Source organism: Noviherbaspirillum sp. UKPF54, assembly GCF_007874125.1.
Classification (GTDB): domain Bacteria; phylum Pseudomonadota; class Gammaproteobacteria; order Burkholderiales; family Burkholderiaceae_D; genus Noviherbaspirillum.
This window is the reverse complement of the sequence record NZ_CP040128.1, coordinates 3,709,268-3,721,952: the sequence shown is the minus strand read 5'-3', so window position 1 is coordinate 3,721,952 and position 12,685 is coordinate 3,709,268. Positions and strand designations below refer to the sequence as shown.

Below are 12,685 nucleotides of genomic sequence, written 5' to 3'. Positions count from 1 at the left end.
GTGGCAGAGGCGGGCGATGAGGGGAGCAACGGCGGTGCCGAACCGCGCAGACGCAGCCGGTAGCCGGATGCCGACGAGTGAAGTATTTGCTGCGGTGCAGCAAAACCACGCTCAGCGGATAGCTATTTTACCACATATTTCACATTATGAAATGTGCGGCAGTTTTGTTAATTCTTTGCAATTTCGAGGGTGCTCATTGTGTCTGCCGTAGTGACCAAAGGAAACGGCTACTTACCGGCTTGTGTAGCACTGATCGTGCACAACAATTTGTCGCGTCGATTCGTCGTGGGTATTTCGACACTCGCGATCAACCTATTCGGCGCCGTGGTCAGTCAATCCGGCTCCGCGTGCAATGACGCAAAACGTTCAACACGCGGTCATTGGCCAAACTCGAATGACCCGGGCAAACCGACCGACTTTCGTCGTTCCTGCCCACATCGCATCAAAGGCACATTCTTCAACGGAATCGGCCGATTTTTTGCCGGACGCACTAACAAAAAAGCCCAGCAAATGCTCTAGGCGTTAAGTTAACGTGTTGAAAAAATTAAGCCCGCGTAAGCAGCAATGCTCCGCGGGTTTTTCTTTGGGCTGCAGTATCATGGCTACTGTTTTCTCCTGCAGAGCCAATCAATAATGAGTACAGCCGTCCTCGAATCCGTGCTGACATGCCCGAACTGTGGTTTTGCCAAGCGCGAGACGATGCCTACCGACGCCTGCCAGTTCTACTACGAATGCGAGAACTGCAAGGCAATTCTTCGGCCCAAGCCAGGCGACTGCTGCGTCTTTTGCTCTTACGGGTCCGTAAAATGCCCGCCTATCCAGGAACAGCGGAGTTGTTGTGGCTGAGGGCCGGGTTATCGTGTGAAATAAATGATTTCTTCGGGCTCAAGGGGAGCCTGAGCGAGTCCCAACCGCATGGCTGGAGTTTTTCCGTCCTTGCCGACTTCGGTGAAGTTATGGATGACGCGGTAAATACCAAGTAACTTTTCCACGAAAGCTGGGTTGTATGGGCTATAGCCGTACCAGGTCCGGCCATCCCGACTGGCGGTTTTGATAGGCCGCTCCAAGGGATTGAGACTTCGGCGAACCCTCTGGAAGAAATTGTCGATGCCATGCAGGCTTGCCTTGAGAAACAGCATTGCTTGATGGTCCAGGTCATAATCCCCGAGGTCCGTTAGCCAACACATCGCCTTTTCAGGCTCTGACATGTTTGGAATCGGGTGGACGCACCAACGGTCGCTCCATTTGCCAACTGCGACTGCCCGGCTGATTTCGTCCTTCATCATGGCCAGTTCCACGCCCTGCGGTGACAGGGCGGGATTTGCGTCCTGGTAGGCCTTAAAGATTGCGCGGGCTGAACTGATGGCCGACCGCTTCTTGTCAATGGTCATCTCCTTGGCGGTTCGGACATAGAACACATCTACGCGGCGAGCCCGGATGTCGGGTGCGAATGCGGCTAAGCAAGCGGCACGTATACCGGAGTCCTGGTCCAGAAAGAACCTGATTTTCTCGACCCGCCGCAGCAACCCTTTCAGGAACAAGAAATGGGCATACATCACGTATTCCTCGTGAGTCTGCATACCCTTCGCTTCGGGTAGCTTTTGCCCTTCGTCCTTCAGTTCAGAAACCTCGGAATCTTCGCGTGACGCCGCAGCGTCGTACTGGTCCTCAATCTTGGCGCCTAGCGCCTGCGACACCGGGCCCTTCTTCGCCTTGGCTGATTTCCGGTCGCGCTCGCGCTTTACCGCGTCCAACCCCTCCTCGTAGTCGTGACTAAGCCAGACCCGAGCGTACTTCCGGTGCGGATATGGCAACTCGGCATCACGGGCGGCCAAGGCATCCGACTCGACTTCGGACGGATTCAGGAAAGGGTCGAAGTTAAGGTGCATCCCGAACACGTAGCCTGTATGGTTGTCGGCGCTACCGATAGCCCGGAGAACGACGTTCCGGCGGTCGGTGTCCCGGCTCCAGTTGACCTTGTACTCTTGGCGGTCGACACTGACATACAGCCGGGAGAGGTCTAACTCGAAAAGGGCTTGCTCTCGTGCTGAGGCAAAGGCGAGGCATTGGCGATAAAGAAAGTCGATTTTGCCGTACAAGGTAACCGCGTTGAGCCCGGTCACCTTCGCGATTCTGCGCAACGGCATTTTGTTTGTCAGCGACAGCAGGATTGTCTTGTTCAGATGGGTAATCCGTTGCCGCTTGAGTGCACGACCACCGGCCGTAAACGTCTTCAAGCAAAGGCGGCAGCGCCAACGAGGCGAGCCAGCCGGAGTTGTCCCGAAGCGGTAATAGGCTCCGTCGGTTTCAACAGGGACATGATGGTTAGTACATTCAGTATCGGGGCAACTCGCTGACTCTATCGGCAGCAAATGCTGTGTCAGCCGATACACCTCTTCTGCAACCGCCAGGTTGCTCTTGATGGAAAAGTGTTCACCGCAGAGGAGGCATTTCAGGGAGGGACGAAGCTTGCCGACCGCTCCGATGGTGTAAGCGGAGCCCGGCTGGACGCCTAGCGCGGTTTCCTTACGTCGTGCCCATTTGGCCAACTTCGCGGGTACACCGAAGTTCGGGCACGTAGGACTCTTGCAGAAATTGACGTTGATTCCTCCGACCTCCGGGGGAAGGGGCGGATTGCTTGGCGGTGGGCCTTCTGGCTCGGAAAAAATCGTCTGCAATGAAGAATCCCCTATAAGTCGTTAAACCTATAGGGGATTTTGAACTTTTAGCCAACGTTTTTCAACACGTTAACTTAACGCCTAGGCAAATGCTGGGCTTTTCCTTTGAAATCGGCTTACGGAGCCACACTCATACCTGCGTTCAACGTCACCACAATTGTGGCATTCGCCAAAAGGTTAAACACGAATTTTGATGCCTTTTGTTTCCAGTTTGCTTTTTTCATTTTTGGTTCTCCAGGGACAGGTTTTTTTACGATAGTGCAGCGTTTTACGGCGTTCTGTCTGGGAGCTTTCTTATGAATCACTTGCTGGTTTTCGCTACCTACCTTTTTACGTCGAACTACCTCATGGTGAACGGTCTTATGCTCACTACTACGTACCACCGCATGCTGAATGCCAACTAACCCGGGGTCACTCTCCGTAAGCCGATTCCCAAATTTGCGGACCTGTTGCCGTCGCGTTGGTGGTTTATACGACGACCTGTGGGCGTGACTATGAAGGATTAAGCGGTTGCCGTCAAACCGCCACTTAGTAGATTGCGGTTGTCTCATCAGTGACCGTAAAGCCCGGATAGGCGACCTTTATGCGGCAGCGTCCGTGCGTGCAGCGGTCAGCCCGCTTGGCGTTTCCTGGAGATTGTCGCTCAGCGCGAGCTTGTCCAGATAATCGGCCCACCACTGCATCATCCGACGCCGCTCCGGCAGAAACTCGGCATAGTTGTATGCGGCACGGATGGAATCGCGTTCCGCGTGTGCTAGCTGGCGTTCAATCGCGTCCGCGCTCCAGCCATGCTCGTTGAGCAGCGTCGATGCCATGCTGCGGAAACCATGGCCGGTCATTTCTTGCTTTTCGTAACCGAGCCGACGCAACGCTCCAAGCACCGTATTTTCGGACATGGGCCGATCCGATGTGCGCACACTCGGGAACACGTACTTTCGATGGCCGGTCAGCGGCTGCAGCTCGCGCAGCACGGCGACCGCTTGCGTCGAGAGCGGCACGATGTGCAACTGGCGCATTTTCATCTTCGCCGCCGGGATCCGCCACTCCGCAGCGTCGAGATTGATTTCCGACCATTCCGCGTGGCGCAGCTCGCCCGGGCGCAGAAACACCAACGGCGCCAGCCGCAGCGCGCAGCCGGTCACGAATGCACCGCGATAGCCACGGAGCGCACGCAGCAGCGCACCGACTTGCTTCGGATCGGTCAACGATGCGTGGTGGCGGATTTTCGGCGGGGGCAGGGCGCCACGTAAATCAGCGCCTACATCGCGCTCAGCGCGGCCGGTGGCGATCGCGTACCGAAAGACTTGACTGCAGTTCTGCAGCGCGCGATGCGCCGTCTCCAGCGCGCCGCGTAGCTCGATCCGGCGTAAGACCGCCAGCAGTTCCGGCGCGGTGATTTCGTTGATCGGACGTGTGCCGAGCCACGGAAAAATATCGTTTTGAAGCCGCGCGATGATTTTGCTGGCGTGGTTATCGACCCAGGTATGACGGTTTTTGGCGTACCACTCGGTGGCGATCGCTGCAAAGCTATTGCCGGCACTGGCGAGCTTCGCTTGCTTCACGAGTTTCTTGTGCTCGCCGGGGTCCACGCCATCGGCAAGCTTGCGTCGCGCTTCCAGTCGGCGCTCGCGTGCCATCGCCAGCGTCACCGTCGGATACACGCCAAGTGCGAGCGTCTTACGCTTGTTCAGATAGCGATAGTCCAGCCGCCAGTACTTGCCAACCGCGTTGACAAATAAATACATGCCATCGCCGTCGGAAAGCTTGAATGGCTTATCGACGCACTTGGCATTGCGGATCGCAATATCGGTCAGCGGCATAGCGTGCTCCTGGCGTGGCGACGGTAGCTCGCTGTGGCGGTAGCCGGAATACCGTCGTACATACCGCCATCTGCGGTAGCTGTTATTGGATCAGGAAAAACGGCATGAGACAACAAAAAAGCCGCAAACCCAGGCGGGATGCGGCTTTTGAGCTTTCTTGCGATGCTGCAAGATTTGAATTTGGTGGAGGCGGCGGGAATCGAACCCGCGTCCAGAAGCACTCTACAGACAGTTCTACATACTTAGTGCTGCCAATTGGTTTTAACCCTGCCGACGCGGACGCACACGCTTCGTCAAGACGAGTCACCTAAATTTAACGTCATGCCAAGTGACCCGACATAACGCGATTCCCTGTATATGACTCTGCTGCTGTTGCCAGCCCACCCCAGGGAAGAGATGGTGCAGAGCTAGAAAGTTCTTAGGTTCCTAGAGGTTTACGCTGCGAGAGCGTAAGATTCATCGTTTGCATTTAAGCATTTCCGGTTGGATTAACGAGGTAGCCAGTCCTCGGTATGCCCTGCGCTGCTTTGCAACCCCTGTCGAAACCAGGTCGCCCCCAAAAGCAGTACTGTACTCCCAAGATGGGACTGATGGGAGGTATTTCAAGAGGTATTTTTGGCGGTTGCCTTTAATGGCAGTCCGGCACCTCCTGGTCGAGATAGACCTCGAACGCGATATTGCGCACCGCCTTCTTCATCAGCTGATCCGGCAAGCCGCCTGACTTCCAGTCCTTGGCGACCTGCGTGAGGAAAGCTGCGGTCTTTTTGTCCGATGCCGGTACTACGAAGGCGAGCATGCTGCGCGGTCCGGCCGGCAATCTTGCCGAAAACTTTTTCCATTCCGGCAGCTTGATCAATTCTTCCAGCAGCGCGCTGTCGTGCACTGCCGCGTCGCACAGGCCGGTGCGCAGCGCGATGAGCGCGTCCGCCGGCGCCGCGTAGGGCAGTTCGATCGCGCCGTATTTCGTTTCCATCATGCCGGCGTAGCGTCCGCCCGCCGATACGCAGACCTTGCGGCCCTTTAATTGTTCCCACGTCTTGATGCTGGTGTCGGTACGCATGATCGCCATCGGGCCGGCGGCATAGCCGGTGGGGATGACGGTGACGCCGTCGCGCCGTGGCGCGTTTTCAGGGAGCGCCGCAAGCGTGATGTCGGCCTTGCCGGATTGGGCGCGCACCGTGGCGAGCGGCAGCTGCAGGCGGCGGGCGGCGTCTTCGAGCAGCACCGTGTCGAGCGCTTCCGGCGTGCGGAACTTGGCGCCGGCCTGGTATTCGGGCACGACGTACTGGATGCCCGCCACCAGTTTGCCGCGCTGTTTTGCGCGCTCCAGCGCGTCGGCGCCGAGGGCGCCCGCGCAGGCGCAGGCCAGCGCCGCCGCGAGCAGTATGCGCGTAAGGAACGGCAGCGGGCGCGGCGCGGCAATCATGGTCATACGTACTGGTAGCGCAGCACGCGGTGCTTCAGGCGCTCCAGCAGCAGCTGGTCGATCAGCGGCGCGAGGATCGCGATGGCGAGGATGTTGGTCATCACGCCCACCATGTCGGCGGTTTCGCCGGCGTAGGACAGCGAGCGGCCCAGGCCCTTGCCGAAGCCGACCAGCATTTCGGCGGAGATCAGCGCGCGCCATGCGTTGCCGAACGCCAGCTGCGCGCCGGTGATCAGCTCCGGCATGACGGCCGGCAGGTAGACGCGCTTGAGCAGTTCCCAGCGCGACGCGCCCATCACGCGCGCGGCCGACACGTGCACGTGCTGCACGCTTTCGGTGGCGTTCATCACCGACAGCGCGGCCGGGAAGAAGGCGGCGATGGCGACCACCACGATGATCGGCGTGCTGCCGAAGCCCATCACGATCAACAGCAGCGGCACCCAGGCGATCGAGGGAATCGACTGCAGGATGATGATCGCGGACTTCAGCACTTCGCGGAAGAAGAACAGCACCGCGCCGATCAGGCCGAACCCCACGCCCAGCACCATCGCCGAGCCGTAGCCCGCGCCGAGCCGGCCGAGGCTGCCGGCCAGCGCCGCGCGAAAGCCGTCGGCTTGCAGCTCCTGCCACAGGCGCGCGATCACGGTCGGCACATCCGGCATCAGAAACGCCGGCAGCGACCAGGCGGCGAGCTGCCAGGCGAACAGGATGACGGCGACGGCGAGGATGAAGGCGAGGCGCTTGCGGTGGCCGGTGATGCGGGTCTTGTTGCTCATGTCGTTCTAAATGAGATGGCCGGCGGTGCCGGCCATTTTTGTTCTTGATGTTGACTTCCTTCTCCCGCGGGAGAAGGAAGATTCATTACAGCTTGCGTTCCTTCTGCCAGCTCAGGTCCAGCACGTTCTTGACGTCGAACGGCTTGCCGTCGCGCGTCTTGAGCGATCCCTGCTCCTGCAGGATGTCGGCGATTTCCTGCATGCGCGCCTGCTCCTTGGGCGTCACGGCCGGGGTGAAGGTCTGGCTCTTGATCGCTTCGGTGATCACGGTTTCGCGCGGGACGTCGCCCTTCTTCAGCGTCTTCAGGGTCGGCTCGGCGATGAAGTAGCCGGCGATCAGTTTCGAGGCGTCGGCCGGCTTCTTCTGCAGCAGGTCGATCGCTTCGCGCTGCGCGTCGAGCGATTTCCATACCGCGTCCTTGCGCTTTTTCAGGGTGTCGCCGGAGGTGATCACGACCATGCACGGGAAGGGCCACACTTCGCCGATCTCATACACTTGTTTGACCGGCGCGATCAGCTTGGCGATCGATGCCTGCGGCTCGAACAGGAAGGCGGCGTCGACGCGCTTGCCCACCAGCGACTGCACCGCGACCTGCGGGCTTACGCCCATCACATTCACGTCGTCGGGTTTCAAGCCTGCCTGTTTCAGCACCACGCCTTTCAACACCGTGTCGGCGGTGCTGCCTTCGGCTTGCGAGGCGAGCGTCTTGCCCTTCAGGTCGGCGACCTTGTTGATGCCGGCGTCTTCGCGCGCCACGACCGCGTGGTAGCCCTGCTGCGCGCCGCCCACCACCTTCAGGTCGGCGCCCTTGGAAGCCCAGGCGATGGCGTTGGTGAAGCCGAGCACGCCGGAATCGAGCTGGCCGCCGACGATGGCCTTGATCAGGTCGGTGCCGGACTTGAACTCGACCAGTTCCACGTCCAGGCCGTGCTTCTTGTAGTAGCCCGCTTCCTGCGCCACGATCGCCTGCGCGTCATCCATCACACGCAGGTAGCCGACCTTGAATTTTTCGTTGGCGTCGGCATGGCCGGCAAAGGCGAAGGCGGCCAGCGCCGGAATGAGTAGCTTCGACAGTTTCATATTCCTGCTCCTTCAATAATGGCAATATTGTCTTCGTGCTCGGCGCGAATGCCGAGCAAGCCCAGGATCTCGCGGCGCACTTCGGCGAAGTCCGACAGGTCGTGCGTCTTTTCGAGATGCGCGAGGTTGAATTCCTGCAGCACCGTGGCCGGGCGGGGGCTGAACACCAGGATGCGGTCGGCCAAAAACAGCGCCTCGTCCACATCGTGCGTCACCAGCAGCACCGTCGGGCGCGCCTCGCGGATCAGCTCGCGCAGCGCGTCCTGCAGCGTCATGCGCGTCAACGCGTCGAGCGCGCCGAACGGCTCGTCCAAGAGCAGCACCTTCGGATGCGAGATGAAGGCGCGCGCCAGCGCCGCGCGCTGCCGCATGCCGCCGGATACCTGGTGCGGATAGTAATCCTCGAAACCCTTGAGCTTGACCTTTGCCAGCCACTGCACGGCTTGCTCGCGCGCCTGCTTCTTGTCGACCTTTTGCAGTTCGAGCGCCATGGCGACGTTCTGCGCCAGCGTCAGCCACGGGTAGAGCGCGTTTTCCTGGAACATCAGCATGCGTTCCGGGTGGGGGCCGGCCACCGCCTTGCCGTCGGCCAGCACGCTGCCGGCGCTCGGCTTTTCCAGGCCGGCGGCGATATGCAGCAGGGTCGACTTGCCACAGCCGGAAGGGCCGACCAGCGCGACCAGTTCGCCTTCTTCAAAGTCGCGACTGAAGTCCTTGATGACCTGCAGGCCGCCAAAGCTTTTCGCGGTATGTTTAAAAGACAGCTTCATTCAAATCTATTCTTGCCGCCAGGGGCGGACGCGGGAGAAAAACGAAGGGATCAGCGCGCCGGAATGCAGCCGGATACCCATTGCGCCAGGGAGTAATACTACTGCGAGGTTTAATTACTTTTCGATATATGAAACTGTAGCGGCCTGCCCGGTCAGGCACAACAATTTTTACCGCTTATGCTTATATGGAAATCGAATATGACATGATACCGCGCACCCTGCTTTTCTTGCATTGTGGCTAGTACGTGCGATGTGCGCCGGTATTGGATGAATGGCAACTCCCTGCGCCGGCCGCGTCAAGCGGTTTGCCGTTCGGCGCCCTGCCAGAAAAACGCCTTGCCGATCGCATACTGCAGCGCGGTGGCCGCCGCCAGCAAGGCCGAGCCGGCGACCAGCAGGTGCATCGGCGACAGCACCGCAGCCAGCGGCCAGAACAGCACCAGCGACCCCATGCGCAACATCCACAGCACCAGTTCGCGCGCGAAGATGCGATCCGGCAGCGCACCCTGGATATCGAGCGCGCGCTGCGTGAGCACTTGCTGGCTGGCCGACAGGAACGGCGTGCCGGCCGCCTTCAGGATCGAGTGGCCGACGTACAGCACCGGCAGCCACACGCTCGCGCCCAGGAACACGAAAGACAGGCTCACGACCAGGCAGGCGCCGCCCAGCCAGCGGGTGCGGTTGTGGACATGGCGGTTCTTGCGAGTGAAGTACAGCGCGACGCCGCCGGCCAGCCCGGCGGCGGTGGCGACCCAGCCGAACTGGCTGGCGCTGCCCAGGGCTTTCACCGCGCCGGCCGACGCCATCGCCTGGTTGATGCCGAACAGGCCGGATTCGAGGAAAAACATCGGAAAGCAGGCCACGAACTGCGGCTGCCTGAGGATGGCCAGTGGCGCCTTGAGCGCCACCGGCGGCGTGTCGGGCAGCGCCTTGCCCAAGAGCCAGGCGCCGCCGATGCTCAACGCCCCGTACAGCCAGAACACGTAATGGCTTTGTTCGGCCAGCCCGGCCAGCAGCAGCGTCGCCAGCAGCGTGGCGGCGACGCTGCACATCACCGTCAGCGTGCCGCTGCGCGCGGCATAAATGTCGCGCTCGGCGTCGTGCAGCAGGAACATTTCCAGCGCGTGGCGCGCGCCGGCGCTCATGCCGATGTAAGCGCCGAACGCGATGGCCATCATGGCGACGCTGCCGGAGCAAAAGAGAAACAGCACGCCCGGGATCAGGAAGCCCAGGCGCATGAGCCGCCTGCCGTTCAGGTGAAAGCGCGCGCCGGCGTAATAGGTGAGAAAGATCACCGCCAGCGCCGTCGTCATCATGATCGCGGTATAGCGCAGGATCGCTTGCAGGTCGTTCGACCCCATCACGAAAAAGCCGATGAAGCCGCCCAGGCTGCCGACCGCGCCTTGCAGGCCGATCAGCGGGAGGAGGGCGCGTTGGTGGACGGTTAATGTCATCTGAGGGCGGCGTGGTTATTGTGCTGCGCTCAGACATGCTTCAAGGAACTATAGTTCCGAAAAGAAATTGTTTTAAGGAATGGAGAGGGGCGTGAAGGGGATGACAATTTTTCAAAATGCCTTCCCCTTCACGTCAGCCGCGAGATTGCCGCGCGGCTGACTTTGCGCACGCTGTCTGCTATTTCACCGCGCCGCCATGCGTGTCCAACAACTGCGCGAACTCGTCCGGCGGCACCGGCTTGCTGAAGTAATAGCCCTGCATTTCGTCGCACGCATGGGTGCGCAGGAAGGCTTCCTGCTCCATCGTTTCGACGCCTTCGGCCACCACCGTCAGCGACAGCGTCTTGCCCATGGCGATGATCGCCTCGGTGATCGCCTTGTCCTCGGCATTGGTGGCGAGGTCGCGGATGAAGGAGCGGTCGACCTTGAGCGTGTCGATCGGGAAGTTCTTCAGCTGGCCGAGCGACGAATAGCCGGTGCCGAAATCGTCGATCGCCAGGCGCACGCCCATCTGCTTGATCGCCTGCAGCAGCTTGAGCGCGCTGCCGGGGTGGTGGATCACCATGCTTTCGGTGATCTCCAGCTCCAGCAGGTGCGCCGGCATGCCGGTCTCTTCAAGGATGGCGGCGATATCCGGCAGCAGGTGTTCGTCGGCGAACTGGCGTGGCGACAGGTTCACCGCCATGCAGATCGGCGGCAGGCCGGCGCTCTGCCACGCCATGTTTTGCCGGCAGGCCTGGTCCAGCACCCATTTGCCGATCGGGACGATCATCCCGGTTTCTTCCGCCACCGGGATGAACTGCGCCGGCGACACCGCGCCCAGTTCCGGATTGTTCCAGCGCAGCAGCGCCTCGACGCCGGTAATGGCGCCGGACGCCAGGTCGCGCTTGCCCTGGTAATGCAGCGACAGTTCGCCGCGGTCGATGGCGCGCCGCAGGTGGTTTTCGAGCAGCAGGCGCTCGAGCGACTGCGACTTGATGTCTTTCGAGAAGAACTGGAAATTGTTCTTGCCTTCTTCCTTGGCGAAGTACATCGCAATGTCGGCGTTCTTCATCAACGACTGTTCATCCTCGCCGTCCTGCGGGTACATCGCGACGCCGATGCTGGCCGTCACCCGGCACTCGCGGCCGAGCAATTCGACCGGCTTGATGGCGGCCGACAGCAGCTTGCGCGCCACCGCCGCGATCTGCTCGGTGTCGCCGGCTTCGCGCAGCAGCACCACGAATTCGTCGCCGCCCAGGCGCGCCACCACGTCGTCGGCGCGCAGCGTTTCGCGCAGGCGCGTCGACACTTCCATGAGCAGCTTGTCGCCGGCTTCATGGCCGAGCGTGTCGTTGATGAACTTGAAGCGGTCGAGGTCGATGAACAGCACCGCGAAGCCGCGCTGGTAGCGCTGCGCCGCCGGGATCGCCAGGCCGAGCAGGTGGCTGAACATGGCGCGGTTGGGCAGGCCGGTGAGGGCGTCGTGCGTGGCCAGGTGCTGGATGCGTTCTTCCGCGATCTTCTGGTCGGTGATCTCGCGCGACACGCCGCGGTAGCCGGCGAAGCGTCCCTCGCCATCGAACACCGCCTCGCCGCTGACGCTGATGAAGTACGGGCGGCCGTCGTCGAGGCGGCGGTGCATGATCACGTCGCGAAACGAGGCGTGCGTGTCCAGCAGCGCGCGATGCGACTCCCAGCCGCCGTCGATCTGCAACCCGGCATCCCACGGCCGCTTGCCGAGCAACGCGTGCTGCGTCGAATCGGTCTTCTCGTTGCGGCTTTCCATGCGCGTATAGCGGAAGTCCGCGTCCTGCTCCCAGTACCAGTCGGACGACAGGTTGGTCAGCGCGCGGAAGCGCGCCTCGCTCTCGCGCAAGGCCTGTTCCATCTTGCGCCGTTCGGTGACGTCGCGCAGGATGCCGCGAAAGCCGGCCACTTTGCCATTCAGGCCGCGCACCAGCTGCAGCGAGCCCTCGCCGGTGACCCGGGCGCCATCCTTGCGGATCATCTCCCAGTCGACGCTGCTGCCAGGCGTGCCGGTGCGGAAAGCCTGGTTGAACACCGTGAAGACGCGCGCGGCCACCTCCGGCGCCTGGAAGTCGCTGTAGTTGTGGCCGATCAGTTCGCTTTCCGTGTAGCCGAGCATGCGGCAGAAGGCAGAGTTCACCAGCACCAGCGCGCCGTGCAGGTCGACCTCGTAGTATGGGTCTTCGATGGTTTCGATGATGCTGCGGTATTTCGCCTCGCTTTCGCGCAGGGCCTGTTCCGTTTTGCGCAGCGCCGTCACGTCGCGCATCATGCCGCGAAATCCGGTTGCATCGCCCTGGCGGTTGCGCACGAGCTGCACCGAACTCTCGACGATTAGGGCGCTGCCGTCCTTGCGCACCAGTTCCCAGTCGCACTGTCTGGCCGGAACACCGGTGCGATACACCTGATTGAAGATGCCGTAGGTGTGCGATGCCATCTCCGGAGTCTGCAGATCCCGGTTGCCGAGGCCGATCAATTCCTCGGCCGTATAGCCGAGCATGCGGCAAAAGGCGCTGTTGTACAGCACGAATTTGCCTTTCAAATCGACTTCGTAATACACGTCCTCGATGGTTTCGAGGATGTCGCGGTATTTCTCTTCACTGGCGCACAGTGCCGCGTCTGCGGCCGTCGGTTTGGTTGCGCGCATGGGGCTCACGACACTCTCCCGCCG

The 12,685-nt window shown here is 61.0% G+C and carries 9 protein-coding genes and 1 other RNA gene; 1 reads left to right on the top strand and 9 read right to left on the bottom strand.

Annotated features, from left to right (window positions below; all coding sequences use genetic code 11):
- Nucleotides 1–633 precede the first annotated feature (633 nt).
- On the top strand, nucleotides 634–846 hold the full coding sequence (locus FAY22_RS22440; protein WP_146330002.1) for a GDCCVxC domain-containing (seleno)protein: 213 nt from the start codon (nucleotides 634–636) through the stop codon (nucleotides 844–846).
- 8 nt (nucleotides 847–854) lie between these two features.
- Here FAY22_RS22440 and FAY22_RS17275 read toward each other — a convergent pair whose 3' ends face one another.
- The 9 genes from FAY22_RS17275 to FAY22_RS17235 form a co-directional block, all read right to left on the bottom strand.
- Nucleotides 855–2,678 (bottom strand): hypothetical protein, encoded by a 1,824-nt coding sequence (locus tag FAY22_RS17275; RefSeq protein ID WP_210411823.1) that lies wholly within the window; start codon nucleotides 2,676–2,678, stop codon nucleotides 855–857.
- 581 nt (nucleotides 2,679–3,259) lie between these two features.
- Nucleotides 3,260–4,498 (bottom strand): integrase arm-type DNA-binding domain-containing protein, encoded by a 1,239-nt coding sequence (locus tag FAY22_RS17270; RefSeq protein ID WP_146331471.1) that lies wholly within the window; start codon nucleotides 4,496–4,498, stop codon nucleotides 3,260–3,262.
- A gap of 181 nt (nucleotides 4,499–4,679) precedes the next feature.
- Nucleotides 4,680–5,056: a transfer-messenger RNA gene (gene ssrA, locus FAY22_RS17265) on the bottom strand.
- A 70-nt stretch (nucleotides 5,057–5,126) separates the two neighbouring features.
- Nucleotides 5,127–5,930 carry a transporter substrate-binding domain-containing protein gene (locus tag FAY22_RS17260; RefSeq protein ID WP_246860546.1) on the bottom strand — a complete coding sequence of 268 codons (804 nt, stop codon included), beginning with the start codon at nucleotides 5,928–5,930 and terminating at the stop codon, nucleotides 5,127–5,129.
- On the bottom strand, nucleotides 5,927–6,700 hold the full coding sequence (locus FAY22_RS17255) for an ABC transporter permease (RefSeq protein ID WP_146331468.1): 774 nt from the start codon (nucleotides 6,698–6,700) through the stop codon (nucleotides 5,927–5,929). The genes FAY22_RS17260 and FAY22_RS17255 overlap by 4 nt, the downstream gene beginning before the upstream one ends.
- Before the next feature lie 85 nt (nucleotides 6,701–6,785).
- Nucleotides 6,786–7,781 (bottom strand): ABC transporter substrate-binding protein, encoded by a 996-nt coding sequence (locus FAY22_RS17250; protein WP_146331465.1) that lies wholly within the window; start codon nucleotides 7,779–7,781, stop codon nucleotides 6,786–6,788.
- Nucleotides 7,778–8,551 carry an ABC transporter ATP-binding protein gene (locus FAY22_RS17245; RefSeq protein ID WP_146331461.1) on the bottom strand — a complete coding sequence of 258 codons (774 nt, stop codon included), beginning with the start codon at nucleotides 8,549–8,551 and terminating at the stop codon, nucleotides 7,778–7,780. Before FAY22_RS17245 ends, FAY22_RS17250 begins: the two co-directional genes overlap by 4 nt.
- Nucleotides 8,552–8,847: 296 nt before the next feature.
- Complete coding sequence (locus FAY22_RS17240; RefSeq protein ID WP_146331458.1) at nucleotides 8,848–10,005, bottom strand: hypothetical protein; 1,158 nt, start codon at nucleotides 10,003–10,005, stop codon at nucleotides 8,848–8,850.
- A 178-nt stretch (nucleotides 10,006–10,183) separates the two neighbouring features.
- Complete coding sequence (locus tag FAY22_RS17235) at nucleotides 10,184–12,661, bottom strand: EAL domain-containing protein (protein WP_146331455.1); 2,478 nt, start codon at nucleotides 12,659–12,661, stop codon at nucleotides 10,184–10,186.
- Nucleotides 12,662–12,685 lie beyond the last annotated feature (24 nt).

Bases quoted from the DNA above. Each gene is read 5' to 3' on its own strand.
- FAY22_RS22440 (WP_146330002.1), top strand. From the start codon at position 634: ATGAGTACAGCCGTCCTCGAATCCGTGCTGACATGCCCGAACTGTGGT.
- FAY22_RS17270 (WP_146331471.1), bottom strand. From the start codon at position 4,498: ATGCCGCTGACCGATATTGCGATCCGCAATGCCAAGTGCGTCGATAAG.
- FAY22_RS17260 (WP_246860546.1), bottom strand. From the start codon at position 5,930: ATGACCATGATTGCCGCGCCGCGCCCGCTGCCGTTCCTTACGCGCATA.
- FAY22_RS17255 (WP_146331468.1), bottom strand. From the start codon at position 6,700: ATGAGCAACAAGACCCGCATCACCGGCCACCGCAAGCGCCTCGCCTTC.
- FAY22_RS17250 (WP_146331465.1), bottom strand. From the start codon at position 7,781: ATGAAACTGTCGAAGCTACTCATTCCGGCGCTGGCCGCCTTCGCCTTT.
- FAY22_RS17245 (WP_146331461.1), bottom strand. From the start codon at position 8,551: ATGAAGCTGTCTTTTAAACATACCGCGAAAAGCTTTGGCGGCCTGCAG.
- FAY22_RS17240 (WP_146331458.1), bottom strand. From the start codon at position 10,005: ATGACATTAACCGTCCACCAACGCGCCCTCCTCCCGCTGATCGGCCTG.
- FAY22_RS17235 (WP_146331455.1), bottom strand. From the start codon at position 12,661: ATGCGCGCAACCAAACCGACGGCCGCAGACGCGGCACTGTGCGCCAGT.